The sequence below is a fragment of the Kribbella albertanoniae genome (genome assembly GCF_004348455.1).
Lineage (GTDB): Bacteria > Actinomycetota > Actinomycetes > Propionibacteriales > Kribbellaceae > Kribbella > Kribbella albertanoniae.
In genome coordinates this window covers 1-26,772 of record NZ_SMKA01000100.1, presented here as the reverse complement: position 1 = coordinate 26,772, position 26,772 = coordinate 1, and the positions used below count along the sequence as shown (strand labels likewise).

Sequence of the window (26,772 nt, the reverse complement as noted above, 5' to 3'; positions counted from 1 at the left end):
CTCCGGGTGGGGGGTTGCTGGCTCCGGGCACCACAGGTGGCCGGGGACAGGAAATGGGCGGGTACGGCGGCTTTGTGCGCGGCTCGACTGTTTCGGGGGGCGGGCGGTGGTTGGTGGGTGCTCAAGGTGCCTCGAGAAAGAGTAGGCGCGTGATTTTTCTAGATTCTGTCGGGATCTTGCGCTGAGGTGGTCTACTGCATAACCTCCAGGCAGTTCGTCTGGAGGGGATCCGCCAATGTCCCGAACACCTCTGCGCGCCCTGGCCGTCGCCCTGACGTCCGCGGTGCTCGGCGCCACACTCACCGCACCCGCGATGGCCACCCGGCCGGAACCGCGGATCACCCGGGCCGGCCTTGATCCGGCGCTGGTCGCCGGACGCGGGGCCACGGTTCCGTTCGTCGAGCAGGAGGCTGAGAACGCCTTCTTCACCGGCGAACAGATCGGCCCTGGCCGCGAGGCCTACACCCTGCCCGCGGAGGCGTCCGGCCGGACCGCCGTCCGCTTGCAACCACGCCAGTACGTCGAATTCACGCTGACGCACGCGGCCAACGCGCTGACGTTGCGCTACAGCATCCCGGACGCCCCAGCCGGCGGCGGAATCCGAGCACCACTCGACCTCACCGTCAACGGGAAACACAAGCGCACGCTGACTCTGACGTCCGAATACGCCTGGCTGTACGGGATGTATCCGTTCTCCAACGACCCGAACGTCGACCCGACCCCGGGCTGGTGGAAACCGGAGCCCGACCCGGTCGCCAAGCCGTTCCGCCCGAACCACTTCTACGACGAACAGCGCGTGCTGCTGGACCGGACGTACCGCGCCGGCGATCGTGTCAGGTTCGCCGTACCGGAGCACACGAACGCCGCGTGGACCGTCATCGACGTCGCCGACTTCGAACTCGTGAAGGCACCGAACCGGCAGCCCAACCGCTCCCTCGACGTCCGCCTCTTCGGCGCCGACCCGACCGGCCGGCGCGACGCCGCACCGGCGATCGACCGCACCATCGCGACCGCGAAGAAGCTCGGCTGGTCGGTCTTCATCCCGCCGGGCACCTACCAGGTCAACCGGCACATCGTGGTCGACAAGGTCACCGTCCGCGGCGCCGGCAACTGGCACACGATCATCAAGGGCAAGGTCCTGCCCCTCGCCGAACCCGCGCCGGACAAGTCCATCCACAGCGCGCCTGGCTTCTACGGCAAGTACGCCGACGCGGGCGGCAGCACGGAGGTCCACCTGGCCGACTTCGCGATCGAGAGCGACGTACGGGAACGGATCGACACCGACCAGGTGAACGGGGTCGGCGGTGCGATCGGCGGCGGTTCGACGATCGAGAACCTCTACCTGCATCGGACCAAGGTCGGCATCTGGCTGGACGGCCCGATGGACGGGCTGCTGATCCGGAACAACGTCATCACCGACGCGATCGCCGACGGGATGAACCTGCACCTCGGCGTCTCGAACGTCCGGGCCACCAACAACTTCGTCCGCAACAGCGGTGACGACGGCCTGGCGATGTGGTCCGAGAACAACCCGGGCGGCCTGGCCAACCACAACAACGTCTACGACCACAACACCGTCCAGACCCCCGTCCTGGCGAACAACATCGCCATCTACGGCGGTCGCGACAACGCGGTCACCGACAACCTGGTCGCCGACCCGATCCGCGAGGGCAGCACGCTGCACGCCGGTTCACGGTTCAACTCGACGCCGTTCGAGGGCAAGCTGACCTTCGCCCGGAACACCACCGTCCGCGGCGGGCCCCGGGACCTGAACTGGAACATCGGCCTCGGCGCGATCTGGTTGTACGCCTTGCAGTCGACGATGTCGGCCGACCTGCAGATCACCGACAGTTCGTTCCTGGACTCGACGTACAACGCGGTGATGTTCGTCGTCGACTGGCCGGTGAAGGACACCTACGCGATCAACAACGTTGCCGTGCGCAACATCAAGGTCGACGGCACCGGGACCAGCGTCGTGAACGCCCGGGTCGGCGGTGCCGCCTCGTTCGAGAACGTCGACGCCCGCAACGTCGGGGCACCGTTCGTCAACAACTGCGGCACCTTCCAGTTCGACGGTACGCCCGAGTTCGACGTACGACTGCTGACCGGCAACGACGGCAACTGGTACGGCGCCAGTTGGTGTGAGGACCGTCCTGTCGTCGTACCGCCGCCGCCACCGTCCGCCTGGAACTAGGCGTCAGCCGCGATCCGCTCGGCCTCGATCACCGGGGCCGAGCGGTTGCGGAAGGCAAGGATCAGGACGACCGCACCGGCGAAGGTGAAGATCGCGGCGACCAGCGCGGCCGTGTGCATTGCGTGGATGAAAGCATCGTTGGCCAGCGGCACCAAGTGCGGTTGACCGAGCGTCGCTGCGGCATGACGAGTTGCCTCGGCGGACTCGCCAGCCGTGGCGCGAAGGTTGGCCGGCAGCGACGGCGCGATCGCGTGCTGATAGGTCGACGAGACGATCGTGCCGATCACGGCGACGCCGAGCACACTGCCGACCTGCCGGATCGCGTTGCTGACAGCTGATCCGGCGCCGATCCGATCCATCGGTAGCGTCGCAACGACACCCGCAGTGGTCGGCGCGACGGCGGCTCCGATGGCGAGACCGGCCGCTGTACCGACGACGGCGAACCACACCAGCGAGGTGTCCATGGCGAAGGTCAGGTTCAGCACCAGACACAGCGTGAACACGACGAGCGCCGCACCGGAGACGCGAGCGATCCCGAACCGAGCGGCCAGCCGGGCGCCGAGCGGCGAGCCGAGGACCACACCCATTGCCCCAGGCAACGACAACAGACCGGCGTGCAGGGGACTGAAGCCGCGGGACCCTTGCAGATAGAAGGTCTGGTAGAACGCCTGCCCGGTGATCGTCAGGAACAGCGCGCCGAGCGCGAGGTTGCCGGCGGCGAAGTGCCGGTTGCGGAACAGGCGTGGGTCGAAGCTCGGATCGTGCTCCCGCGCCTCGGCGTACAGGAAGGCGGCGATCAGGACGAGGCCGGCGGCGATACTCGCCCAGACCTGCCAGCGGCTCCAGCCGCCGAGGTGGCCGCCCTCGATCAGGCCGTAGGACAACGCGAGCAGGCCGAGGGTGGACAGGCTGAGACCGCGGAGGTCGAACCGACGCCGCTGTGGGCTGCGCGTGTTCGGGAGGAAGACCGCGGCACCGATCAGTGCGATCGCGACCAGCGGCAGGTTGATCAGAAACACCGAACCCCACCAGAACCGACCGAGCAGCACACCACCCAGGACCGGACCGGCGGCCACCCCGACACCGGCGGCGGACGACCAGATCGCGATCGCTCCGGCCCGGCGTTCGGGGGCGAAGGTCCGGCCGAGGATCGCCATCGAGGTCGGCATGATCAGCGCGCCACCCAGTCCCATCGTGGCGCGAGCGAGGATGAGGACGACCGGACTGTCCGCCCAAGCGGCCCACGCGGACGAGGCGCCGAAGATGGCCAGGCCGACCATCAGCACTGTCCGGTGGCCGTAGCGGTCGCCGAGCGCGCCCGCGGCGAACAAGGCGGTGGCGAACAGCAGCGAGTAGATCCCGATCGCCCATTGGAGCTGACCGGGGGAAGCACCGAGCCCCTGGACCGGGTCGGCGAGACGTTCGAGGGCGACGCCCAGGACGGTCGAGTCGATCCAGATCAGCAGCGCGGACAGCACGAGTACGGCGAGCACCCGGCCGGGACGGGTTGGTGTTGGCGGAAGGGACACCACGTCTCCTATGATTGACAGGATCCTGACGAGGTTTCAGTGTGGAATGAATGACAGGTTCCTGTCAATCACTTTTGCGTGAGCGGTTGGCAGAATGAGGAGCATGAAAGAACCCGACCATCGCTTCGGCGTGACCTTCCTGGTGCGGCACGCCTGGCTGAACATGCGCTCAGCAGTGGCCGTCGTCCTGGCCGAGCACGGGCTGTCCGTGCAGCAGTACGGCGCACTGATGGTGCTCACGTATCACCCGGGTAACACGGTGGCCGAGGTCGGCCGTTCGGTCGGTACGGCGCGGCAGTCCGCCAACGAACTGATCACCGGGCTGGAGAAGGCCGGCCTGGTCGAACGCCGTCCGAATCCGCAGGACCGGCGTACTCAACAGCTCTTCCTCACCCCCGCCGGCGAGGAGCGACTCGCGGCCGCCGCCCCCGCCGTACTGGCGCTCGAGGCCGAGCTGGAAGCATCCTTCAGCGACTCCGATCGCAGCACGGCCCGCGACTGGCTCGCGCAGATGGTGCGCAACTCGAAGCACTAAGGTCGTGGGTATGCGCGGACATGCTGAGCGGTTGAACGGGCTGGGCACCACGATCTTCGCGGAGATGTCGGCCCTCGCGGTCGCTACCGGGTCGGTCAATCTCGGGCAAGGGTTCCCGGATACCGACGGTCCGGACTCGCTGCTCGAGGACGCGATCGCCGCGATCCGCGCCGGCGCGAACCAGTACCCGCCCGGCCGCGGCATCCCCGCCCTGCGGCAGGCGATCGTCGACCACCAGAAGCGGTTCTACGACCTGTCCTACGACCCCGACACCGAGGTCCTGGTCACCACCGGCGCCACCGAGGCGATCGCCGCCGCCCTGCTCGCCTTCGTCGAACCCGGTGACGAGGTGATCGCCCTCGAGCCGTACTACGACTCGTACGCCGCCGGCATCGCCTTCGCCGGCGGTCGCCGGGTCCCCGTGACGCTGCGCGCACCGTCGTACCGGCTCGACCTCGACGAACTCCGCGCCGCCGTCACCCCGCGCACCAAGGTGCTGCTGATCAACACCCCGCACAACCCGACCGGCACCGTCCTCACCGACGCCGAACTGCGCGGCATCCGCGACCTGGCCGTCGAACACGACCTGGTCGTCATCACCGACGAGGTCTACGAACACCTCGTGTACGACGACCACCGGCACATCCCGCTGGCGACGTACGAAGGGATGGCCGACCGCACAGTCTCCATCGGCAGCGCCGGCAAAACCTTCTCCGTCACCGGCTGGAAGATCGGCTGGGTCACCGGCTCGCCAGAGGTGGTCACTGCGGTCACCACTGCCAAACAGTTCCTCACCTACGTCTCGGGCTCCCCCTTCCAGCCGGCCGTCGCCAACGCCCTTGCCCTAGGCAACGACTACTTCGACACCGTCCGCGCCACCCTCCAGTCCCGCCGCGACCTCCTCGCCAACGGCCTCGCAGACCTGGGCCTCGAAGTCCACCGCCCCGCCGGCACCTACTTCATCACCACCGACATCCGCCCCCTCGGCCACACCGACGGCATCGACTTCTGCCGCCTCCTCCCCGAACGCACCGGCGTAGTAGCCATCCCCACCCAAGTCTTCTACGACAACAAAGAAGCCGGCCGCCCCCTGGTCCGCTGGGCCTTCTGCAAGAAGGAAGAACTCCTCCAAGAAGCCTTGGTCCGCCTACAGAAACTCTGACGCCAGATCTCTTGCGGAAGCCGTCACGATCTGTGTAATACTGGTGGTAGCTCCCGGGCGCTGCCCGATGAGAAGTGAGGCTGGGAACCCCTCCGGAGGGTGGGACCCAGCCTTCGCGCTTTTCAGCGCACCACGATGTCGTGTCTCGTGAGGATTTCGTCGAGGGCCAGCATCCACCGGGACTCGCCCAGAGTCGCGGCAGTGACCGCACCGGCGATCGCGTCCGGGATCCACAGCATTGGGTCGTCCAGGGGGCGCGCGAAGCGCACAACAAGGGTCTCCGGGACGAGTCCCTTGGCGCGCGCACTGTCTACCAATCGGATGTCACGGCGATCGGGAACGGGTGACCTCGACTCCATCCAGACATCGCCGACCCCGAAATCGGCCAGCTCGTGCAGTAGTCGCTCCAGACAGCACCGCCGGGCACGCTCCTGCTTCGATCCAATCATCGGCGCACCGACGACCACCACCGCAGCGAGATCGATGCTCGCGATCAGCGCCGTGATCAGGTCGCGACGCTTGGTCGGCTCGTTCGCCCAGTGCAATCGTCCGGCGCGCCCCATGGTGATCGCTCGCAACCTCTCACCGATTTCGTAGCGCGCCGCCGGATCAGCAACCGCAGCAGCCATGGTGTAGGTACCGGCTGTCTTGTCACGGCCGACCACGATTGACTCATCGACCCAGGCAGTCAGGGTGAAGTCAGCAGAATGCGAACTAGGCATCCCAGAATTCTTCCGGAACGCAGGCAGGCTCGGCGGCGTTTGTCCACAGGTGTCGCGGGGCATCCAGGGGCATCCCGGGGCAGATCGTCAGGAAAGGAGGCGCGACAGGGTTTCTGGGTCTCGTACGACGGCCGTCGTGTGATCGTCGGCCGTCAGGATCGGGCGTTGGATGAGGATGGGGTAGGCGACCATCGCGGCGATCCAGTCGGCGCGGTGAGCGTCGTCGCGGGGTAGGTCTCGCAGTGCGGCTGCCTCGGGTTCGTTGTGACGGACCACGTGCCACGGGTCGAGGTTCAGGCGGACGAGTACGGCGTCCAGTTCGGCGGCGGTCGGTGGGTCGTCGAGGTAGCGGCGGACTGTGTAGGAGACGCCGGCCTCGTCGAGGGCCTCGGTGGCTGCGCGGCATTTGGAGCAGGCGGGGTTGATCCAGATCTCCATCAGCGGCGGAACCAGACCTTGGTGGAGTGCTGCAGCATGAGGACCAGTAGAGCACCGTGGACAGCCACGCCGAGCAGGCCGGTGGGGATCGACATCAGGCCGCCGAGGATGCCGAGGACGGCGACGCCGATAACCAGGTAGCGGGCCCAGCGACGGCGTTTGCGCAGGTAGAACGCGGGGGCGATGTAGAGGACGGCGCCGACCCAGGCGACCACGACCACCACCGCAGACGAGCCCTTGGACCCGGTGACGATCTCGGAGATCTGGTCGCCGGCGGAGGTGAGGGCCATCAGGCCGAGCAGTGCGTAGAGGACACCGAAGCCGAGCACCACGATGGTTGCCGCCGTCACCTGACGTGGCGGTCGCATCTCTTCGTAGTACTCGGCCCCGAACACTCCCCGATCTTCGCAGACCGGGCAAACGGTCAGGCGGTAACTTCCAGGGCGTCCTTGGACTCGTTCAGCGTCACTCGGACGGTTTCGCCGTCGCGGACTGTGCCGTTGAGGAGGCCTCGGGCGAGTTCGTCGCCGATGGCGGACTGGACCAGGCGGCGGAGTGGGCGGGCGCCGTAGACCGGGTCGTAGCCGGTCAGGGCGAGCCATTCCAAGGCGCCTTCGTCCACTGACAGGGTGATTCGGCGGTCGTTCAGGCGGCGTTGCAGGGCGGTGATCTGGAGCGCGACGATCTTCGTCAGCTCCTCACTGCCCAGCGCGTCGAACAGGACGATCTCGTCGAGCCGGTTGATGAACTCCGGCTTGAAGGACTGCCGTACGACGGCCATCACCTGGTCACGCTTGACCTTCTCGTCCAGCGACATGTCGGCCAGGTAGGCCGAACCGAGGTTGCTGGTCAGAATCAGGATGACGTTCCGGAAGTCGACCGTCCGCCCCTGGCCGTCCGTCAGCCGGCCGTCGTCGAGCACCTGGAGCAGGATGTCGAAGACCTCGGGGTGCGCCTTCTCGACCTCGTCGAGCAGGATCACCGAGTACGGGCGACGCCGTACCGCCTCCGTCAGCTGGCCGCCCTCTTCGTAGCCGACGTAGCCGGGAGGAGCACCGACGAGCCGCGAGACGCTGTGCTTCTCGCTGTACTCCGACATGTCGATCCGGACCATCGCCCGCTCGTCGTCGAACAGGAAGTCGGCCAGCGCCTTCGCCAGCTCCGTCTTACCGACACCCGTCGGACCGAGGAACAGGAACGAACCAGTCGGCCGATCCGGGTCCGAGATACCGGCCCGAGCCCGCCGTACGGCGTCACTGACCGCCTTCACGGCTTCCCGCTGACCGATCAGCCGCTGGCCGAGCTCGTCCTCCATCCGGAGCAGCTTGCCGGTCTCGCCCTCGAGCAGCCGGCCGGTCGGGATGCCGGTCCACATCGCGATCACCTCGGCGATCTCGGTCGGGCCGACCTCCTCGCCGACCATCGCCTCCGGCCCGTCAACCACCTCGGGCTCGGCGTCGGCCTCCTCGAGCTCCTTCGTGAGCTCCGGGATCTCGCCGTACAGGATGCGTGCCGCCGTACCGAGGTCGCCGTCACGCTGGGCGCGCTCGGCCTGGCCGCGCAGCTCGTCGATCCGCTCCTTGATCTCACCGACCCGGTTCAGGCCCGACTTCTCCCGCTCCCAGCGGGCTTCGAGCGCACGCAGCTCCTCCTCGCGGTCGGCGAGGTCGGCGCGCAGCCGCCCGAGCCGCTCCTGCGACGAGGGGTCCTCCTCGCGGGACAGCGCGAGCTCCTCCATCTTGAGCCGGTCGACGGTACGGCGCAGTGAGTCGATCTCGACCGGGGACGAGTCGATCTCCATCCGCAGCCGGGAGGCGGCCTCGTCGACCAGGTCGATCGCCTTGTCGGGCAACTGGCGACCGCTGATGTAGCGGTTCGACAGCGAGGCGGCCGCGACCAGCGCGCTGTCGGAGATGGCCACCTTGTGGTGCGCCTCGTACCGCTCCTTCAGCCCACGCAGGATCGCGATCGAGTCCTCGACCGACGGCTCACCGACGAACACCTGCTGGAACCGCCGCTCCAGCGCCGGGTCCTTCTCGATGCGCGTCCGGTACTCGTCGAGCGTGGTGGCACCGATCATCCGGAGCTCACCGCGCGCCAGCATCGGCTTCAGCATGTTGCCCGCGTCCATCGCGCCCTCGCCGGACGCACCGGCGCCGACCACGGTGTGCAGCTCGTCGATGAAGGTGATGACCTGACCGTCGGACTCCTTGATCTCGGTCAGCACCGCCTTCAACCGCTCCTCGAACTCACCGCGATACTTCGCGCCCGCGACCATCGCGCCGAGGTCGAGGCTGATCAGCCGCCGGCCGCGCAGCGACTCGGGGACGTCACCGGCCACGATCCGCTGGGCGAGCCCCTCGACGACGGCGGTCTTGCCGACGCCGGGCTCACCGATCAGGACCGGGTTGTTCTTGGTACGCCGGGACAGCACCTGCACGACGCGCCGGATCTCGGAGTCGCGCCCGATCACCGGGTCGAGCTTGCCGTCGCGAGCACGCTCGGTCAGGTCGACGCCGTACTTCTCCAGCGTCTTGGTCGTGCCCTCGGCCTCCGGCGACGTGATCCGCCGGTTGCCACGCATCTGGTCGAACGCCTGCAGCAGCGCCTCGGCGGTCACGCCGAGCGCAGTCTTGGCAGGCCCGTCGACGGTGGCGAGCGCGATCAGCAGGTGCTCGGTCGAGACGTACTCGTCCCCGAGCCCGAGCGCGCGCTGCTCAGCCTGGTTCAGCACCTCGCCAGTCTTCGGTGACAGGCTCGGCGCCTGCACACTCCCCCCGCTGGCCTTCGGCAGCCGGCCCACCTGCTCGGCGGTCCGGCGTCGTACGGCGTCCATGGCGCCACCGGCGGCCTCGAGCAGACCGGTCGTGGTCCCCTCGGGCTGCGCGAGCAGCGCGGACAGCAGGTGAATCGGTTCCACGGTCGGGTTGCCCGCCGCGGAGGTCTGACGGATGGCGACCGACAGCGTTTCGCGGGCCAGCGTCGTCAACCGCTGAACATCCATGTTCCAGCCTTTCAGTTCAAGCAACTACGTTCACTAGACATAACCTAGCCAAACTTGAGTCCATTCCACTCAACTCTAGGGGATCTCTCCGGGACAACCCAGGGATCTGCCGCTGATTCCGGTCTAGTCTTGAACTTCTGGCGTGTTCGTTCCGTCAACGCAAGTGAGACCACCGCCCGCCTCTGGAGGAACCACTTGCAACCCCATCGCTGGCTGACGCCCCTCGTGGGCCTGAGCCTGACGCTCGGCGGCGCCACCGCTGCCACCGCGTCCCCACCGCCCCGCCCGTCCAACCCCACCGCTTCGACGGTCAGCCTGATCACCGGCGACCAGGTCCGCGTCACCACCGGCCCCGGCAACCGGGTCCGGACGGCCTTCATCCCCGGCCCCGGCAGTACGTCGGACTCGGCCCTCACGACCACCCTGAACGGGCACACGTACGTCGTACCGTCCGCCGCCGCGGCCGATGTCACCGCCGGTCGCCTCGACCGCAGCCTGTTCGACGTCACCACCCTGATCGCCGAGGGCGCCACCGACAGCACCCCGGTGATCATCAGGTACGCCGGCAAAGCATCAGCCCGCTCGGCAGTCGCCGGTACGACGGGAGGCCGGGTGCTCGCCAGTCTCGGCGCCCGCGCGACCCGCGTCTCTCAAGGTGAGGCGTTCTGGCGGTCCCTCACCCCGGGCAAGACCGCTCGGGTCGCCTCGACCGTCACCCGGATCAGCCTCGATCGGCGGGTGAAGGTGAACCTCGACCAGAGCGTCCCGCAGATCGGTGGACCCGCCGCCTGGCAGCGCGGATTCACCGGTAAGGGCGTGAAGATCGCCGTACTGGACACCGGCATCGACCCGACGCACCCCGATGTCGCCGGCCGGGTCGCAGCGGCCGAGGACTTCAGCGAGTCCGGTGACGCGGCCGATCACCACGGCCACGGCACGCACGTCGCAAGCATCGCGGCCGGCAACGGCACTGCGTCCGATGGCAAGTACAAGGGCGTCGCTCCGGACGCCACGCTGCTCAACGGCAAGGTGCTCGACAACGACGGCAACGGCTACGACTCCGGCATCATCGCCGGTATGGAGTGGGCCACCGCCCAGGGCGCGTCGGTCGTCAACCTCAGTCTCGGCGGCGGTCCGAGCGACGGCACCGACGAACTCTCCCAGGCCGTCAACCGGATCAGCAAGCAGACCGGCGCACTGTTTGTCATTGCCGCAGGCAACTGTTTCCGGCCGACTCCGGGCACCGTCAGCACTCCGGCTGCCGCCGACGAAGCGCTTGCTGTCGGCAACCTTCAACGAGACGGCCTGCCGAGCAGCACGTCCTGCCACGGCCCGCGCAAGGGCGACGGTGCATTGAAGCCGGAGCTCTCCGCACCAGGCACCGACCTCGTCGCCGCCCGCGCTGCCGGCACCAGCCTCGGTGAGCCGGTCGACGAGAACTACACCACCCTCTCTGGTACGTCGATGGCCAGCCCGCACGTCGCCGGTACGGCGGCCCTGCTGGCTCAGGCGCATCCGGACTGGAAGGCGGATGCGCTCAAGGCCCGGCTGATCTCGACCGCCGATCCGCAGCAGGGCAGCTCGCTGGCCGAGCAGGGCGCCGGCCGGGTCGACGCCGACCAGGCCACGGCCACCGAGGTCACGGTCGACACCGGCGAGCTGGAGCTGGGCCGCCTGGCCTGGCCGTACCCGCAGACCGATGTCGTCACCCGCGAGCTCACCTACCGCAACCCGACCGGTACGCCGGTCACCCTCAAGCTGGCCGTCGATCTCGAGTCCACCCAGCTGAGCGCCGACCAACTCGTCGTACCGGCGAACGGCGAGGCGAAGGTCACCGCCACGACTGATCGCGCGAAGAAGGGCCCGGGCAACTTCGCGGGCCGGATCACCGCGACCGCGGACGGCGCCGACCCGCTCGTCACGACCATCGGCTGGTACGCCGAGCCGGAGGTCTACGAGCTGACCGTCACCGGCATCACCCATGCCGGCGGACCAGCCTCCGGCGAGCTCGCCGTGAACCGGCTCGACGGTCCGCAGCCTGAGCTCGGCCAGTCGCATGGCGTCCCGTTCGAAAACGGCGTCGCGAAGGTGCGGCTCGCGCCGGGCAAGTACGACGTCTCGTCGCTCATCATGGCCGCGGCAACCGACCAAGCACCCGGCCGCTTCGACCTGGTGCTGTCCGACGAGTTCGCGATCAGCAAGGCCACCGCGCTCACCCTCGATGCGCGCAAGACCCAGACGCTCGACCTCGGCGCGCAGGGCCAGCCGGGCAGTGCAGCACCCCGGGAAGTCTCGATGACCCACGTCCGCGCCGTACCGGACTGGCGTCGTACCGACTCGGTGAGTCAGACCGGCTCCCGACGGACGTTCGCCGCGACACGTACTGCTGAGAAGACGATTGGTACGGCCGAGATCGCATTCGGCAAGCGGATCGAGCAACCGCCGTACCAGGCTCAGATCGTCGGCGGTGCGTCGTTCACCGCGCTGGACTTCCACTTCGGGCCGCGATTCACCGGTCAGAAGGAGCTGCAGGTCTTCGACGGCGGTACGGGGACGCCGGCCGAGCTGACCGGGGCGAAGGGCAAGCTCGCGCTGATCCGCTCCGACCAAACCCAGCTGAGCGGCGACCTCGCGGCGAACGCCGAGCAGGCGGGCGCGGCCGCGGTCATGCTCTACGACCCGAGCAGGGCCGGTGACGGCGCGATCTTCGCGTTCTGGGCGTACACCGACAACGGCGACGCGAAGGTTCCGACCATGCGGATCTCTCGGGTGAACGCCCAGCGCCTGCTGGAGCGGCCCACGACCGTCCGGGTGACTGGTCAGGCGGTCACGCCGTACGTGTACGACCTGGTCGTGCCCTGGGCGAACCGGCTGCCGGCCGACACCGAACTCACCGTCAACCGCGACCAGCTCGCGACGGTGGACGAAACCTTCGGCACGCACACCGGCCTACCGACCGCCGAGGCACGCACCGGCATGACACCGGCGGGAGCCGACCTGAACAGCTTCCTGCTCCCGTACGTCGTGGGCCCGACGAAGCGGACGTCGTACGTGCTCGCCAACCAGGTCTCGTGGTACGGCCAGATCGTCGTTGACGGCTCGGAGGCGGATCCCATCGTACTCGGGGCGCCGCGCGTCTACCGGCCTGGCACGAAGACGGTCGAACGCTGGCTGACCCCGATCATCAACAGCGGCCTCCCTGACGCCGACGTCGGGCCGATCGCCCAGGTCGGTCGGTACGACGGCGGCCTGAGCATGGCGATCAGCACCCTCAGCCATGGGCCCGGGCAGTTCTCTCCTTGGTGGTCGACGACCGGCGACACCTCAATCGTTGCCCATCGCAACGGTGTGGAGATCTTCTCCGACAACTCCGTACCCGGCGGATTCGTCGAGGTACCACCCGAGGCCGCCGACTACGAGATCCACCTGAAGAACAGCCCCGACCCGGCGCTCTTCCGCTACTCCACCACCGTCGAGTCGCACTGGAAGTTCCACTCCAAGGGCGGCGAGCAGGAGCAAATGCCCTTGGTCCTAGCCGATCTCGACGTACCCCAAGCCAACGCCCACAACCAGGTCCCCACCGGCCGCCCCGTCACAATCACCCTCGGCCTCCGCCACCAGTTCGGCTCCGGCAGCGCCGCAACCTTCGCCAAACCCAAACTACAAATCTCGTACGACAACAAACACTGGACCACGCTGCCGCTCACCGGATCGGGAACCAACTACACCGCCAAGGTGATCCACCCGGTCAGCGCCGCAGGCAAATCCCCCTCCCTACGCCTAACCGCAACAGATGCTGACGGCAACAGCCTCACCCAACACATAACCGCCGCCTACGGCCTGAAGTGAACCCACGGGGATGGCGCCCTTGACCGCGTCATCCCCCGCCTCGCCTCCCTCCAGGCCAACGCACCCTCCGCCCAGTGGGTTCAGTGTGCGGGCTCAATCCAGGACTGCGGTGGCCTCGATCTCGACGAGGTGTTCCGGTACGTCGAGTGCGGCGACACCGATCAGGGTTGCAGGCGGGGTCGGGGTGGTGCCGAGTTTGGCTGCTGCTCGGGCGATTCCGTCGAGCAGTTGCGGCATCTTCTCCGGCTTCCAGTCGACGGCGTAGACAGTCAGGCGGGTGACGTCGGCGAACGAGCCGCCGGCCGCGGCGAGCGCCGTACCGACGTTCAGGTAGGCCTCTTCGACCTGAGCAGCCAGATCCGGTACGGCATTCCAGGCGACCTGGCCGGCGACGAACACCAGCCGCGTGCCGGACGCAACCGCGACCTGGTGGTAGACGTCGATCTCGGGGAGACCGGCGGGATTGATCAGCGTGACGGCCATGTCGACCCCTTTCATACTCTCTTGTGGTTACTCAGGAACCGTAGGAGAGTATGAGCCGGAACGGAAGAACGCACTTTTCGGTGATTGGGGCACCCGATGGGAACCAAGGACGACCAGACCGACCTCGGCCGGGCGGATTCGCTGGCCCGCGAGATCTTCTCCGACGTCGCGAACAAGTGGGCCTTTCTGATCATCGAGACCCTCGGCAACGACACCCTGCGCTTCAGCGACCTCCGCAACCGCGTCGACGGCATCAGTCACAAGATGCTCACCCAGAATCTCCGCATGCTCGAACGCAACGGCCTCGTCGACCGCACGGTCTACCCCGTCGTCCCTCCCAAGGTCGAGTACACCCTCACCGAAGCAGGCCAGGGCCTCCGGGCAACCGTCGACAGCATGTGCGCATGGACCCACAAGTACTTCACCCACATACAGTCCGCCCGCCAAACCTTCACCGAGCGGACCGCCAGCACCCACTAACTGCGGTTGGAAGGCGGACCTCACGCCTGGGCGTGCTCCGGCGATCGCGGTTAGTGGGTGGTGCAGGTCCGCAAATGCGACTCAGCGCTGATAGGCGCCTGAGTCCCAGGAGGCCAGGCCGGTGAGGGATTTGCCGGCCAGGTCTTCGGGGTAGCCGGAGTTTTCGGCGCGGCCGATGGCGGGGCTGCCGGCTTTCAGGCGGAGGTCGGTGGAGCTGGTGTAGAGGGGGTCGGCCTTGACCGAGCGGGTGCCGAGGGTGAACTGGTAGACGGCGCCCTGATAGACGCCGCGGTCCTCGTCGGCGGCGTCGGCGGGGTTGTGGGTGTCGAAGGAGTCGTCGTACCCGACCTTCTTGCCGACCTTGACGATGTTGTTGCGGAGTTTGAGGATGCCGGGGCCGCAGCCTTGGTCGCAGCTCCAGCCGTCGCCGTTCGGCAGGTTGACGGAGTTGTTGATCGCGAGGGTACGACGTACCGGGCCGATGTGACTGAGCGCGCCGCGGGTGATCAGGAAGGTGCCGGAGGGCTTGGTCGAGGTGACCGAGTTGTAGGCGAAGACGTTGTCGTCGGCGGTCTTGCCGGCCTCGTGACCGAGTTCGGTGAAGGTGTCGTTGTCGGCGGTCTTGTTGTACTCGATGTGGTTCCGGTTGCCGTTGAAGATCTCGACCGCGGCACCGTCGTACCCGTAGTCGTGGCTGGTGTGGAAGCTGCCACTGATCGTGTTGTGGCGGATCTTGTTGTCGTCGCCGTGCACCAGGACGCCGAACGCGCCGGAGTCGTCGTCGGGGTGAGTGTCGTCGTCGACGCTCATCTTGTTGTTGTCGACGATCGTGCTCCAGCGGACATCGTTCCAGTCCGAGCCCTCGACGATCGAGATCCCGGTGACGTTGTTGTCGGCCTGCACGGTGTCCAGCACGATGCTGTCGCCGAACAACTCGAACCCGGCCCAGTTGCAGCCGCTGGCGCGGAGGTCACCGATGAAGATGTCGTTGCCGGTGACGTTCACGCAGTTCAGCACCGGGCCACCGACCTTCGGCAGCGCGCCGGTGCCGTACGCACCAACAGTGATTCCATCGCGTGACAGGTTCAGCGAACCCGTCCACGACGAGCCTCGTTTGAACAGCACGTGCTGACCCGGCTCGAAGGCGTAGCCGTTGACCTTGGCGAGGCTCTTCCAAGGCGTGGTCTCGCTCTTTCCGGAAGCGGCGTCGTTCCCCGCAACCGAGTCGATGTAGAAGGTCGTCGGCTCCGCAGCGGGCGCCGTGAGGAGGGTGGCGGACAGGAGGACGGGACTCAGGAGGGCGGCGAGGATAGGCACGTCTGCAAGACTCCGGGCGACCCCTGACCAACGTCAACGACTCACCATGGCCAGTTCTCACCGTTGTCCACTTCTTACCAATGGACACCGCTCATCAGTGGACTCACCGCTGACCCGCGGTCACCAGCCCCGCGTCGTACGCCAGGATGACCGCCTGCACCCGATCCCGCAGACCGAGCTTGGCCAACATCCGGCTGACGTGCGTCTTCACAGTGTGCTCAGTCAGGTGCAGTTCCTCCGCGACCTCGGCGTTCGAGTTGCCCTTGGCAACCAACACCAGCACCTCCCGCTCGCGAGCAGTCAGTACGTCGATCCGCTCCGCCACCGCTGGATCCAGCCGGGTGTCGGCGAACCGGTCGATCAGCCGCCGCGTCACCGGTGGCGCCAGCAGCGCATCACCGGCCGCGATCACCCGGACGGCGTTGATCAGCTCGTCCCGCGACGATCGCTTCAGCAGGAACCCACTGGCCCCGGCCCGCAGCGCGTCGTACACGTACTCGTCGAGGTCGAAGGTGGTCAGGATCAGCACCCGCGGTCCGCCGGCGAGCTGGCGCGTGGCCTCGATCCCGTCCATCACGGGCATCCGGACGTCCATCAGTACGACGGCCAGGTCGAGGATCGCGGCCGCCTGCCGGATCGCATCCGCACCGTCGACCGCCTGCGCGACAACCTCGATATCCGGCTGCCCGTCCAGGATCATCGCGATCCCGTCCCGGACCAGGTCCTGGTCGTCCACCACCATCACCTTGATCGGACGGTCGTTCACCGACGACCTCCGACCGGCATCCACGCGTCCACAGTCGTCCCGGCTCCCGGCGTACTGCGGATGTCCAGCGTGCCGCCCTCGATCCGCACCCGTTCACGCATCCCAGCCAGCCCATGTCGGTTGCCGCGACGCGCTGCAGCGACATCGAACCCGACCCCGTCATCGGTCACCTCGACCCGCACACCCGTCTCCTCGCTCCGCACCGCCACCCGGACCCCGGTCGCCTTCGCATGCTTGACCACGTTGGTGAGCGCCTCCTGCACCAGCCGGTACGCCGTCACCTGCTGACCCTCCGGTGGAGTCTCGAGATCACCCTGCAGGTCGAGTTCGATCGGCAGGTGGTCGTCGGCAACGTCCGCGACCAACTGTGACAGATCCGAAAGCCCAGGCTGGGGAGCCAGTTGCGGATCGGCGATCCCGTCCTCATCGCGCAACGTCGACAACAGCCGGTCCAGCTCGCTCAACGCCCGCCGCCCGGCGTCCCCGATCCGCTGGAACCCAGCCAGTACGTCGGTTTCGCCGCGCCGCACGAGATCCGGGCCGGTCTCCGCCTGGATCACCATCAGGTTCACCGCGTGCGCGACCACGTCGTGCAGATCGCGCGCGATAATCGCCCGCTCGGTGAGGACGACCTGCTCGGCCTCCAGTTCCTCAGCTGCCTGCTCCAGCTCAGCCTCACGCCGCGCGGCCTCGCGGTTGCGCCGATACTGCCGAACCGCGATCGCCGCGAGGACCGGAATCAGTAGGAGCAACGAGAGAGCGTACGGCCAGACGTTCTGCGCAATGCCGTCGTACGTGCTGTTGCGCAGAACGCCGTCGAAGACGTTGTCCCACCCCCGGCGCTTTATCTCCGGGAAGATCAGCTCCAGTGTCCGAACCCTTGTCACCCGGGTGATCACCGGCAGCACGACCAGCAGACCGATTGCCACCGGCAACGTCCACCGCAGGCTCCGGGACCGCTTCGGGTTCGCGACCATCCAGTACAACGCGAGACCGAAAGCGCCGTACAGACTGAACACCGGCCCGAACGACTGCCAGTTGGCGATCAGACTCGCCATCGCCAGGACCACCACCGGGATCACCGGCCACCGCCGGAGCACGAGGGTCAGTCCGGCGACCGCGACGCCGTACGGCATCCACCCCGGCGCACTCCACCAGCCGCCTGCGAACAGGTCGTGGCCGACCTCGGTCATGATCAGACCCGAGACGACCGCTGCCAGGAGGACGTCGCGGATCCACGGATCGTCGGGGGTGCTGACGAACGCCCAGAGCTCGGCCCAGCGTCGACGCACGGGGACCGCCTCGGCGCGGCGCCGGATCACCAGGAACACCAGCGCCGACAGCACCACCACGATCGACAACCACCACGGGTTGTCGACCGCGTACCAGTCGATGTACGGCAGGTCGATCACGCGCTCCACTTGCCAGTAGAGGAAATCAAGCGGGCCGCCGCCACCACGCAGCAGTTCCGGCAGGACCGGGATCGCGGCGCCCGCCACGGTGATCGCGATCACCGTCCTCGCCCGGCACCGCCCGGCCGACGACCAGAGCGCCATCACCACACCGCCGTACAGGAGCCAGGGCGGCTGATCCAGGAAGCTCACTACGTACGACCCGAGCAGGAGACCGCAGAACGCCACCGCTGGTTCGATCCGGCGGAGCGCGATGAGCAACGGCATCATCGTCAGGACCACCCGCAGCCATAGCGGGGCGTACCGCCAGCCCTGGGCGTCGGGATCGGCCGCGTGGAGCTGCATGACGACCAGGGCGGCGACCGCGATCGCGGCATCGACCCAGAGCGCACGCCGTTCGGTCCAGAGGTCCTTCACGCCTCCCATTGTGGGGGTGGGGCGGCCCGGAAGCCGTCACTCTCAGGAGTGATACCCGGCCGCGGCGGCCCATACCCCGTGGTGAGCACGGTCCATCCCTGAAGGCGATGTGGTGACCGGGGGCTCGCCGGGATCGTCGAAGGCATGACGATCAGCCCCGTTCGCCCCGCCCTCGAAGGGGCTGCTGGCAACAGATTCGCCGCCCGGCACCCAGTCCTTGCCCTCAGCATCGGTACGGCGGCGTTTCTTGCGCTGTGCATAGCGCTCTGGCCGCCAACCAAGGATCTGTACGACCACCGCGTGTACGTCGCGGCCGCGAAGGCGCTCCTGCACGGCCAGGACATTTACACCGCGCATCACGCCTCCCCCGACCTACTCGGCTACACCTACCCGCCATTCGCCGCGCTACTGATGGCGCCGCTCGGCCTCCTCGGGACGGGTGCCGGCCGGCTGGCAATGACCGCGCTCTCAGCCGTGTCCCTGCTCATCATCGGAGCAGCCACGGCCCGAGCGCTGCGCCCGGGTTGGTCGACCCACCACGTGCTGGCAGCGGGGTTGGCCCTAGCCGCTGCCGGGCTCGCGCTGGAGCCGGTGCGAATGACGTTCCACTACGGGCAGATCAACCTGATGCTGCTCGCGGTTCTGCTGATCGATCTGCTCGGGCACCTGCCGCGGTTCCGCGGCGTACTGATCGGTGTTGCCACCGGCATCAAACTGACCCCGGGCATCTTCATCATCTACCTGCTGGTGACGCGCAGATACCGCGAGGCGGCAACGGCCTCGGCCGTCACCGTCGCCACGATGGTGCTCGGATTCCTGGCCATGCCGGACGCGGCCCGGCGGTTCTGGGGCGTCTACATCTTCGACCCGACCCGCCCTGGCTCGAGCACGCTGGTGTCCAACCAGGCGTTGCGCGGCGTCATCGACCGCCTGTCCGGCGGTCCACAAGGGACTGCTCCACTCTGGATCATCGCGGCCGTCGCCACCTTGATCGTCGGCTTCGTGACCGTACGGCGTGCTTTCGACCGCGGCCTGCTCTTGGAATCAGTCCTTCTGACCGCTGCCATCGGGGTACTCATCTCGCCGATCTCCTGGACCGCCCACTGGGTCTGGGCGCTCCCGGCCTGTGCCCTGCTCTGGACACGCGCGACCACAGTCGCCCGCGCCGGACTCGCAGCGCTCACCACAGTCACCTTCGGGATCGGCCTCCCCTGGCTGGCGCCGTACATGGACGATCGAGAGCTGCACCACCACGGCTTCGAGCTGTATCTCGGCAACTCCTACACAATCTGCGCGGTAGTGCTGCTGGTCGCAGCAGCTTGGCGGCGTCGTCCATGAGCCAGCGAAGATGGATGCTACTAGCAACGATCCTGCCGCTGCTGTGCCTCGTGCGTTGGCATCCCTGGTCTGCTCGCATGGACGATCTCGGGATCTACTACGCCGCGGCCCGCGGACTGGTCGACGGCCAGGACATCTACACCTCACACCTCGCGTACTACCCCGACATCGGCCTCGGCTTCACCTATCCGCCGTTCGCAGCGATGGTGTTCTCGCCGTTCGCGATCGGCCTGCCCTTCGCCCGCACACTGATCACGGTCGCATCGGCGTTGTCGCTGCTGGTGATCGGGTGGGCGACGGCCAAGAAACTCCACTGGCCGCCGACGGTCGGCGTACTGATCGCTAGCACTGCCTTGCTGTTCGAGCCGGTGCAGTCGACCTTCCGACTCGGCCAGATCAACCTTGTCCTACTGGCGATGCTGATGGTGGATCTGCTCGGGCTGATCCCGCGGCGGTATCGCGGCGTCCTCATCGGCGTTGCCACCGGCATCAAACTGACGCCGGGCATCTTCATCGTCTTCCTCTTGATCACCAAGCGGTACCGCGAGGCTCTGATCGCTAGCGTGACAACGGCAATCACGATGGTGGTCGCGTTCCTGGTGGCGCCCAGCTCGACGATCGACTTCTGGACGAAGTACATCTTCGACCCGGGTCGCGTGGGGCCGCCGCACTACCTCAGCAACCAGTCGATCCGTGGCGCGATCACCCGGATCACCGAGGACTCGCCCATGACCGGTCCGTTGTGGTTGCTACCGGCAATGATCGTCGGCGTCGCCGGACTCGCCGCCGCGCGCCGTCTGCACGATCGCGGTCTGGACTTCGAGGCCGTCGTCACGACCGCATTCACCGCCCTGGCGGTCTCACCGATCTCGTGGACGAACCACTGGGTCTGGGCAATCCCCGCGGCGGCACTCGCCTGGCACCACCGCGGCAAACTGCTCTCGTTCCGTACGGCGCTCTTCGCATTCTGGATCGCGATCTTCCTGGCCGGACTACCGCGGCAACTCCCGTATGGCGCCGATCGCGAGTTCGACTACAGCGGACTGCAGACCCTGGTCGCTGATTCCTACCTGCTCTGCGCAGTAGCGCTGATCGCATTCGGGCTCACGGGTCAGTGTTTGAAATCCCCAGCGCGGACGCGGTACACCTGCAGATTGAGGTCGTAGTACTTGTCCGTCTCGCCGACCCACTCCATCCCGAGCCGCTGGGCAGCACTGATCGCGCGTTTGTTGTTCGGGCGGGCGACGGCGAACAGTTCGTCGACCTCACCGGTCTTGAACGCCCAGCTCATCAGCGCCTTGCTCGCCTCGGTCGCGTACCCGTTGCCCCAGGCCGACGGCCGCAGCTGCCAGCCGATCTCGAGATCCTCCTCGTACGGCGGCAGCAGGCGGATCAGCAACCCGCCGATCACCTCGTTGTCCTCCCGCCGGACCACGGCCCAGCGGCCGGCCGGCACGACGAAGTTCGGCTGCGCCTCGATCCAGGCGGTCAGGATCATCTTCATGGTGGCCACGTCGGTGACCTGGTCGATGGCCGGCGAGAGCCACGGCGCCACCTCGGGCGAACCGTAGATCTCCAGCGCGGCATCGGCATCGTCTTCTTGCCAGTCCCGGATCAACAGCCGGTCCGTCTGCAGGCTCAGCGTCACCTCGCCAGCGTACGTGGTACCGATGAACCGCGGGAGAACAAGAAGCCGCAGGGTGGCCCGAAACGGACCACCCCGCGGGGGCCGAAGAACACCCGGGGGAGGGTGCGACTCCGGCTGTGGAGGCGTCGAGGGGGGAATCGATGCGCCTCCACCGGATCCGGAGGCCCCGAGGGGTGGGGTTCGGAAACCTCCGGTGGTTCAGTTGTGCCGGATCAGCGCGGTCCGAGCTCCAGCGGCTGGGTACGGATCCAGCGCGTCGTGGTCTGCTGGCGGCCCATGGCGATCACGTCGCCGGCGGGACCGGCCGAGAAGACCCGGCTGGAGGTGCTGCGTCGCGAGACGCCGACCCCCCGCTGGACCTCTGCCAGGAGCTGGTTCACCTGGGAACGCAGATCCTCCACCTCCGACTGTAGCGCGAGGATGTGCCGGATTCCCGCCAGGTTGACGCCCTCTTCCTGGGACAGGTGCTGCACATACCTCAGCCGGGCCACGTCGTACGCCGAATAGCGCCGGCCGCGGCCGGACGCCCGGCTCGGCACCACCAGGCCGAGCCGGTCGTACTGCCGCAGGGTCTGCGGGTGCATGCCAGCCAGCTGGGCCGCCACCGAGATCACGTAGATCGGGGTGCGGTCGTCCCAGGTCGGCACCTGGCCGAACGGGCGGTTCTTCGCTCCTGAGGCCATCAGGTGCTCCCGAACAACCCGGCCCGTAGATCAGGCTGGTCCGAGGCCGAGCTGAACTCCTGCAGCTTGGTGCGCTGCTCGTCGGTCAGCTCGTGCGGGACCTGGACCTGGAGGGTCAGCAGCAGGTCGCCCTTGGTGCCGTCCCGGCGGACCGAGCCCTTGCCCCGGACTCGGAGCTTGCTGCCGTTCGCCGTACCGGCCGGGATCCGGACCGTGACCGGAAGACCGTCCAGCGTCGGCACCTTGATCTCGGCGCCGAGTGCCGCCTCGGTGAAACTCACCGGGACGCTCAGCGTCAGGTGCTCGCCCTGGCGACCGAAGATCCGGTGCGGGGTGACGTGCACGGTGACGTAGAGGTCACCCGAAGGGCCACCCCGCTCGCCGGCCGCGCCCTTGCCCTTGAGCCGGATCCGCTGGTTGTCCTGGACACCTGCCGGGATCCGGACCTGCATGGTCCGGCTCGACTGGCCGCGGCCGGAGCCGTGGCAGGTCTCGCACGGCTGGTCGACGACCAGACCGCGACCCTTGCACTCGGTGCACGGCTCGGTCATGGCGAACACGCCGCCCTGGACCGAGGTCTGCATCCCCGTGCCTTCGCACTTCAGGCAGACCTTCGGCACCGTCCCGTACTTCGCGCCGGTCCCGCGGCAGGTCTTGCACGGCTCGTCACTGGTCATCCGCAGCGCCACAGTCACACCGTTCACGGCCTCGGCGAACTCGATCGTCGCCTCGGTCTCGATGTCCTGTCCGCGTCGCGGTCGCGCCGTCGTCGACGTACTGGTCGACGAGCGGCCACCACCGCCGAACATGCCGCCCAGGATGTCGCCCAGGCCGCCACCGGCCCCGGCCGCGCCACCGCTGCCACCACGGTTGAACAGGTCGCCGACGTCGAAGTTGAAGCCGCCGCCCTGCTGACCACCGCCCGGCATCCGGAAGCCGCCGCTGCCGAAGAGCCGCCGCGCCTCGTCGTACTCCTTGCGCTTCTTGGTGTCCCCGACCACGTCGTACGCCTCGGAGACCTCTTTGAACTTCGCCTCCGCGGTCGCATCACCCTGATTGGAGTCCGGGTGATACTTCCGCGCCAGCTTCCGATACGACTTCTTGATCTCGTCCTGCTCGGCGGTCTTGGAGACGCCGAGGACCTTGTAGAAATCCTTCTCTATCCAGTCCTTCGTGCTCACTCGACGCCTCCCCTCTCGCCTAGGCAGTTACTCCGCGGACTTGTCCGCGGCCTGATCGTCTTCACCGGTGTTCTCCGCCGGGGTGTCCGGCAGCTTCTCGGTCGGCTCCGAGACGGCCACCCGGGCCGCCCGCAGGATCCGCTCGCCGTGCCGGTAGCCCGGCTGCATCACCATGGTCGCGGTCGGGCCGTCGACCTCGTCGGAGTAGTTGTGCAGCAGCGCCTCGTGGATGCGCGGGTCGAACGCGTCGCCGGGCTCGCCGAACTTCACCAGTCCGAGCTTCTCGGTGACCCGCTCCAGCGATTCCGCGACCGCCTTGAACGCACCCTCGAGCTCACCCGCCTCGCGGGCCCGGCCGACATCGTCCAGAGTCCCGAGCAGCTCGCTGAGCACCGTGCCGATGACGAGCTCGCGGCTCGCCTCCCGGTCCCGGTCCACCCGGCGCTTGTAGTTCACGTACTCCGCCTGCAGTCGCTGCAGGTCCGCCGTACGCTCCGAGAGCGCCTCGGTGAGGAGGGCCTCCTGAGCTGACGGGCCCGTCAGCGAAGAGATGTCGTCCGGAACCCCGGCGGGAGCCCCAGCTGATGTCTCAGTGGGCTCCCGCACCTCTCCGGTCTCCGGGTCGATCCGGCGCTTGTCGCGGACGACGGGGTCACCGTCGCCGAACTCGCTACCAGTGGATCCATCCGTCACTTGTCGTCCGCCTTCTTGTCCTGCGGCCGGTCCTCGTCCACGATCTCGGCGTCGACAACATCGTCGTCGTTGTCGGCCTTCGCCTGCTCGTCGGCCGGCGCGCCTTCCTCGGAGCCACCAGCGGCCTGGGCGTTCGCGTACATCGCGGCACCCATCTTCTGGCTGGACTGGGACAGCTTCTCCGACGCCGCCTTGATGGCCGCGTCATCGGTGCCCTCGAGCGCCTTCTTCAGCTCCGCGACGCCGTCCTTGACCTCGGTCTTGACGTCGTCCGGAACCTTGTCCTCGTTCTCGGAGAGGAACTTCTCGGTCTGGTAGACCAGGCCCTCGGACTGGTTGCGGGACTCGACGGCCTCGCGGCGCAGCCGGTCCTCCTCGGCGTACTGCTCGGCGTCCTTGACCATCTGGTCGATGTCGGTCTTCGGCAGCGCGGAGCCACCGGTCACCGTCATCCGCTGCTCCTTGCCGGTGGCCAGGTCCTTGGCGTTGACGTGCACGATGCCGTTCGCGTCGATGTCGAAGGTGACCTCGATCTGCGGCACGTTCCGCGGCGCCGGCGGCAGGCCGGTCAGCTCGAAGTTCCCGAGCGACTTGTTGTCGCGGGCCATCTCGCGCTCACCCTGGTAGACCTGGATCATCACCGACGGCTGGTTGTCCTCGGCGGTGGTGAAGATCTCCGAACCCTTGGTCGGGATCGTGGTGTTGCGCTCGATGATCTTGGTGAACACGCCACCCTTGGTCTCGATGCCCAGGCTCAGTGGGGTCACGTCGAGCAGCAGGACGTCCTTGACCTCACCCTTCAGCACACCGGCCTGCAGGGAGGCGCCGACGGCGACGACCTCGTCCGGGTTCACACCCTTGTTCGGGTCCTTGCCACCGGTCAGCTCCTTGACCAGCTCGGCCACGGCGGGCATCCGGGTGGAGCCACCGACGAGGATGACGTGGTCGACCTTCGACACGTCCACGCCGGCGTCCTTGATGACGGCCTTGAACGGCGCGCGGGCGCGCTCGAGCAGGTCGGTGGTGAGCTTCTGGAACTCGGCCCGGGAGAGCTTCTCCTCCAGGTGCAGCGGGCCGGAGTCGGTCAGGCTCAGGTACGGCAGGTGGATGCTGGTCTCGGCGGCGCTGGACAGCTCGATCTTGGCCTTCTCGGCGGCCTCGGTCAGACGCTGCATGGCCATCTTGTCGCCGGACAGGTCGGTGCCGTTCTTGTTCTTGAACTGGGTCACCAGCCACTGCACGATCCGCTGGTCCCAGTCGTCACCACCGAGGTGGTTGTCACCGGAGGTCGCCTTCACCTCGAAGACGCCGTCACCGATCTCCAGCAGCGACACGTCGAAGGTGCCACCACCGAGGTCGAAGACCAGGATGGTCTGCTCGGTGCCCTTGTCCAGGCCGTAGGCCAGCGCGGCGGCGGTCGGCTCGTTGACGATCCGGTGCACCTTCAGGCCCGCGATCTCGCCGGCCTCCTTGGTCGCCTGGCGCTGCGCGTCCGAGAAGTAGGCCGGCACCGTGATGACCGCGTCCGTGACCTGCTCCCCGAGGTACGCCTCGGCGTCCCGCTTCAGCTTCTGCAGCACGAAGGCGCTGATCTGCTGCGGGTTGAACTTCTTGCCGTCGATGTCCACGCTCCAGTCCTCGCCCATGTGGCGCTTGACGGAGCGGATGGTGCGGTCGACGTTCGTGGTGGCCTGGCGCTTGGCCACCTCGCCGACCAGGACCTCGCCGTTCTTGGCGAAAGCCACCACCGAGGGCGTCGTGCGCGCTCCCTCGGCGTTGGGGATGACGGTGGGCTCGCCACCTTCCAGTACGGCGATGACGGAGTTCGTCGTACCGAGATCGATACCGACCGCGCGGGCCATGCTTTACCTCCACGAGTTGAGTGATACAGACTCAATGTTGCCGTTCGGTCGCCCGGTATTCAAATCCGTGACTGAACAAACTTGAGTTCACTGGACTCAACATTGCACGAGGGCGAGGTCATTCCCAAGGGCGATGCCGGATTTCGGGGTCACGGCCGGGGTCGGGCCAGGGAGACCCCTCCCCTGGCATGGGCCTTCCATGGGACTCTGACCAGGTGAAACTCCGCCCACTCGTCCCAGCCGATTACGCCTCGGTGCTCGCCCTCAACACCACCGCGGCCGGCTTGGTCGACCCCCTCGGCCTGGACCGCCTCGACTGGCTCCGGCTGATCGCGGCCCATGCCGTGGTCGTCGAGGACGACGGCCGCCCGATCGGCTTCGTCCTCACCTTCACCCCGGGATCGGCCCACGACGGACTCGAGTACGGCTGGTTCGCTGCGAACTACGCCGACCGGTTCCTGTTCGTGGACCGCATCGTCGTCGATGCCGACCGCCGCCGTCAGGGCGTCGCCTCCACCGTCTACCGTGCCATCGAACGAGCCGCCCAACCCTTCTCCCGCGTCGTCACCCGGGTCCGCTCCGACATCCCCGACAACCCAGGCCTCGCCTTCCACGCCGCCCGCGGCTACAAGCAGGTCGACACCCGCCCGAACCCCAGCGGCGGCACCATGGCCCTCCTGGTCAAGGAGCTCTGACCCCGACCCCTGCCGCCCCCGTGGTGGGGCGGCAGGCGTCTGATTTCACAGCTGCCGCACGTCCAGCAGTCCTCGGACCGGCAGATCGTGCCGCAACCGCGGATCCGTCAGCCCATCGACGATGCAGGCCGCCCCGATCCACGTCGCGCCACAATCCGCCACCAGCTCCCGCGCCGCCCGGGCAGTCATCCCGGTATCGGCCCAGTCGTCCACCATCAACACCCGATCCTCAGGCCGGATCAACGCCCGCCGGAACCCGAACTCGACATGCCGATCCCGGTAGTCCGGCCCGGTCGTCCGCCGCACCCACCGATCGCTGTCCATCGCCGGCGCCTGGTTCTTCCGCATCTCCACGAACCCGACC

General features: G+C 67.7%; 23 protein-coding genes. 8 read left to right on the top strand and 15 right to left on the bottom strand.

Annotation, left to right across the window (positions count from 1 at the left end; genetic code table 11):
* Positions 1 to 235 precede the first annotated feature (235 nt).
* Entirely contained in the window at positions 236 to 2,194 is a 1,959-nt protein-coding gene (locus tag E1261_RS21515) for a glycosyl hydrolase family 28-related protein (RefSeq protein ID WP_132409166.1), read from the top strand.
* On the opposite strand, the gene E1261_RS21510 is transcribed toward E1261_RS21515, so the two are convergent.
* Positions 2,191 to 3,723, bottom strand: coding sequence for a DHA2 family efflux MFS transporter permease subunit (locus tag E1261_RS21510; RefSeq protein ID WP_202874904.1), 1,533 nt, complete (start codon positions 3,721 to 3,723; stop codon positions 2,191 to 2,193). The genes E1261_RS21515 and E1261_RS21510 overlap by 4 nt on opposite strands.
* Before the next feature lie 103 nt (positions 3,724 to 3,826).
* On the opposite strand from E1261_RS21510, the gene E1261_RS21505 reads away from it, so the two are divergent.
* On the top strand, positions 3,827 to 4,258 hold the full coding sequence (locus E1261_RS21505; protein WP_132409164.1) for a MarR family winged helix-turn-helix transcriptional regulator: 432 nt from the start codon (positions 3,827 to 3,829) through the stop codon (positions 4,256 to 4,258).
* 10 nt (positions 4,259 to 4,268) lie between these two features.
* Complete coding sequence (locus E1261_RS21500; RefSeq protein WP_132409162.1) at positions 4,269 to 5,420, top strand: pyridoxal phosphate-dependent aminotransferase; 1,152 nt, start codon at positions 4,269 to 4,271, stop codon at positions 5,418 to 5,420.
* Between the two features lie 122 nt (positions 5,421 to 5,542).
* Here E1261_RS21500 and E1261_RS21495 read toward each other — a convergent pair whose 3' ends face one another.
* The 4 genes from E1261_RS21495 to clpB all read right to left on the bottom strand — a co-directional run bounded on the left by E1261_RS21495 (position 5,543) and on the right by clpB (position 9,584).
* The gene (locus tag E1261_RS21495; protein WP_132409160.1) at positions 5,543 to 6,142 is read right to left on the bottom strand and encodes a hypothetical protein; all 600 of its coding nucleotides are present in this window, start codon (positions 6,140 to 6,142) and stop codon (positions 5,543 to 5,545) included.
* Between the two features lie 87 nt (positions 6,143 to 6,229).
* The gene (locus E1261_RS21490; RefSeq protein WP_132409158.1) at positions 6,230 to 6,580 is read right to left on the bottom strand and encodes an ArsC/Spx/MgsR family protein; all 351 of its coding nucleotides are present in this window, start codon (positions 6,578 to 6,580) and stop codon (positions 6,230 to 6,232) included.
* On the bottom strand, positions 6,580 to 6,948 hold the full coding sequence (locus tag E1261_RS21485) for a hypothetical protein (RefSeq protein WP_238176346.1): 369 nt from the start codon (positions 6,946 to 6,948) through the stop codon (positions 6,580 to 6,582). The genes E1261_RS21490 and E1261_RS21485 overlap by 1 nt, the downstream gene beginning before the upstream one ends.
* 56 nt (positions 6,949 to 7,004) lie before the next feature.
* The gene (gene clpB / locus E1261_RS21480; protein ID WP_132409154.1) at positions 7,005 to 9,584 is read right to left on the bottom strand and encodes an ATP-dependent chaperone ClpB; all 2,580 of its coding nucleotides are present in this window, start codon (positions 9,582 to 9,584) and stop codon (positions 7,005 to 7,007) included.
* A gap of 195 nt (positions 9,585 to 9,779) precedes the next feature.
* Here clpB and E1261_RS21475 point away from each other — a divergent pair, with 195 nt between their 5' ends.
* Complete coding sequence (locus E1261_RS21475) at positions 9,780 to 13,433, top strand: S8 family peptidase (RefSeq protein ID WP_132409152.1); 3,654 nt, start codon at positions 9,780 to 9,782, stop codon at positions 13,431 to 13,433.
* A 93-nt stretch (positions 13,434 to 13,526) separates the two neighbouring features.
* Here the strand turns inward: E1261_RS21475 and E1261_RS21470 are convergent, their stop codons facing one another.
* On the bottom strand, positions 13,527 to 13,916 hold the full coding sequence (locus E1261_RS21470; protein ID WP_132409150.1) for a RidA family protein: 390 nt from the start codon (positions 13,914 to 13,916) through the stop codon (positions 13,527 to 13,529).
* A gap of 96 nt (positions 13,917 to 14,012) precedes the next feature.
* Between E1261_RS21470 and E1261_RS21465 the strand changes: the two genes are divergently transcribed.
* Complete coding sequence (locus tag E1261_RS21465; protein ID WP_132409148.1) at positions 14,013 to 14,396, top strand: winged helix-turn-helix transcriptional regulator; 384 nt, start codon at positions 14,013 to 14,015, stop codon at positions 14,394 to 14,396.
* Positions 14,397 to 14,477: 81 nt separating this feature from the next.
* Here the strand turns inward: E1261_RS21465 and E1261_RS21460 are convergent, their stop codons facing one another.
* The 3 genes from E1261_RS21460 to E1261_RS21450 all read right to left on the bottom strand — a co-directional run bounded on the left by E1261_RS21460 (position 14,478) and on the right by E1261_RS21450 (position 18,308).
* A complete protein-coding gene (locus tag E1261_RS21460) occupies positions 14,478 to 15,713 on the bottom strand; it encodes a hypothetical protein (RefSeq protein WP_238176345.1) in 1,236 nt (411 codons plus the stop codon).
* Between the two features lie 103 nt (positions 15,714 to 15,816).
* A complete protein-coding gene (locus E1261_RS21455) occupies positions 15,817 to 16,479 on the bottom strand; it encodes a response regulator (RefSeq protein WP_238176344.1) in 663 nt (220 codons plus the stop codon).
* Positions 16,476 to 18,308: a sensor histidine kinase gene (locus tag E1261_RS21450; RefSeq protein WP_132409146.1), complete on the bottom strand. Its 1,833-nt coding sequence runs from the start codon at positions 18,306 to 18,308 to the stop codon at positions 16,476 to 16,478. The genes E1261_RS21455 and E1261_RS21450 overlap by 4 nt, the downstream gene beginning before the upstream one ends.
* A 144-nt stretch (positions 18,309 to 18,452) precedes the next feature.
* On the opposite strand from E1261_RS21450, the gene E1261_RS21445 reads away from it, so the two are divergent.
* Positions 18,453 to 19,646: a glycosyltransferase 87 family protein gene (locus tag E1261_RS21445; protein WP_132409144.1), complete on the top strand. Its 1,194-nt coding sequence runs from the start codon at positions 18,453 to 18,455 to the stop codon at positions 19,644 to 19,646.
* A gap of 77 nt (positions 19,647 to 19,723) precedes the next feature.
* Positions 19,724 to 20,812: a glycosyltransferase 87 family protein gene (locus tag E1261_RS21440; protein ID WP_165952589.1), complete on the top strand. Its 1,089-nt coding sequence runs from the start codon at positions 19,724 to 19,726 to the stop codon at positions 20,810 to 20,812.
* Here the strand turns inward: E1261_RS21440 and E1261_RS21435 are convergent.
* The 5 genes from E1261_RS21435 to dnaK form a co-directional block, all read right to left on the bottom strand.
* Positions 20,758 to 21,294, bottom strand: a complete 537-nt coding sequence (locus E1261_RS21435; protein WP_132409140.1) for a GNAT family N-acetyltransferase — start codon at positions 21,292 to 21,294, stop codon at positions 20,758 to 20,760. The genes E1261_RS21440 and E1261_RS21435 overlap by 55 nt on opposite strands.
* A 212-nt stretch (positions 21,295 to 21,506) precedes the next feature.
* Positions 21,507 to 21,977 carry a heat shock protein transcriptional repressor HspR gene (locus E1261_RS21430; protein WP_132409138.1) on the bottom strand — a complete coding sequence of 157 codons (471 nt, stop codon included), beginning with the start codon at positions 21,975 to 21,977 and terminating at the stop codon, positions 21,507 to 21,509.
* Entirely contained in the window at positions 21,977 to 23,158 is a 1,182-nt protein-coding gene (gene dnaJ / locus E1261_RS21425) for a molecular chaperone DnaJ (RefSeq protein WP_132409136.1), read from the bottom strand. Before dnaJ ends, E1261_RS21430 begins: the two co-directional genes overlap by 1 nt.
* 27 nt (positions 23,159 to 23,185) lie before the next feature.
* Positions 23,186 to 23,851, bottom strand: coding sequence for a nucleotide exchange factor GrpE (gene grpE / locus E1261_RS21420; protein ID WP_132409134.1), 666 nt, complete (start codon positions 23,849 to 23,851; stop codon positions 23,186 to 23,188).
* The gene (gene dnaK, locus E1261_RS21415; RefSeq protein ID WP_132409132.1) at positions 23,848 to 25,713 is read right to left on the bottom strand and encodes a molecular chaperone DnaK; all 1,866 of its coding nucleotides are present in this window, start codon (positions 25,711 to 25,713) and stop codon (positions 23,848 to 23,850) included. The genes grpE and dnaK overlap by 4 nt, the downstream gene beginning before the upstream one ends.
* A 215-nt stretch (positions 25,714 to 25,928) precedes the next feature.
* Here dnaK and E1261_RS21410 point away from each other — a divergent pair, with 215 nt between their 5' ends.
* Positions 25,929 to 26,408 (top strand): GNAT family N-acetyltransferase, encoded by a 480-nt coding sequence (locus E1261_RS21410; RefSeq protein WP_132409130.1) that lies wholly within the window; start codon positions 25,929 to 25,931, stop codon positions 26,406 to 26,408.
* A gap of 45 nt (positions 26,409 to 26,453) precedes the next feature.
* Here E1261_RS21410 and E1261_RS21405 read toward each other — a convergent pair.
* Positions 26,454 to 26,772, bottom strand: a 319-nt coding sequence (locus E1261_RS21405; RefSeq protein WP_132409128.1) for a phosphoribosyltransferase family protein, incomplete at its 5' end; no start/stop codon positions are given.

Excerpts from the sequence above, each read along its gene's own strand:
- E1261_RS21485 (WP_238176346.1), bottom strand. The coding sequence starts at position 6,948 with ATGCGACCGCCACGTCAGGTGACGGCGGCAACCATCGTGGTGCTCGGC.
- E1261_RS21445 (WP_132409144.1), top strand. The coding sequence starts at position 18,453 with ATGACGATCAGCCCCGTTCGCCCCGCCCTCGAAGGGGCTGCTGGCAAC.
- E1261_RS21465 (WP_132409148.1), top strand. The coding sequence starts at position 14,013 with ATGGGAACCAAGGACGACCAGACCGACCTCGGCCGGGCGGATTCGCTG.
- E1261_RS21470 (WP_132409150.1), bottom strand. The coding sequence starts at position 13,916 with ATGGCCGTCACGCTGATCAATCCCGCCGGTCTCCCCGAGATCGACGTC.
- E1261_RS21495 (WP_132409160.1), bottom strand. The coding sequence starts at position 6,142 with ATGCCTAGTTCGCATTCTGCTGACTTCACCCTGACTGCCTGGGTCGAT.
- E1261_RS21515 (WP_132409166.1), top strand. The coding sequence starts at position 236 with ATGTCCCGAACACCTCTGCGCGCCCTGGCCGTCGCCCTGACGTCCGCG.
- dnaK (WP_132409132.1), bottom strand. The coding sequence starts at position 25,713 with ATGGCCCGCGCGGTCGGTATCGATCTCGGTACGACGAACTCCGTCATC.
- E1261_RS21430 (WP_132409138.1), bottom strand. The coding sequence starts at position 21,977 with ATGGCCTCAGGAGCGAAGAACCGCCCGTTCGGCCAGGTGCCGACCTGG.
- clpB (WP_132409154.1), bottom strand. The coding sequence starts at position 9,584 with ATGGATGTTCAGCGGTTGACGACGCTGGCCCGCGAAACGCTGTCGGTC.
- E1261_RS21440 (WP_165952589.1), top strand. The coding sequence starts at position 19,724 with ATGGACGATCTCGGGATCTACTACGCCGCGGCCCGCGGACTGGTCGAC.
- E1261_RS21490 (WP_132409158.1), bottom strand. The coding sequence starts at position 6,580 with ATGGAGATCTGGATCAACCCCGCCTGCTCCAAATGCCGCGCAGCCACC.
- E1261_RS21500 (WP_132409162.1), top strand. The coding sequence starts at position 4,269 with ATGCGCGGACATGCTGAGCGGTTGAACGGGCTGGGCACCACGATCTTC.
- E1261_RS21505 (WP_132409164.1), top strand. The coding sequence starts at position 3,827 with ATGAAAGAACCCGACCATCGCTTCGGCGTGACCTTCCTGGTGCGGCAC.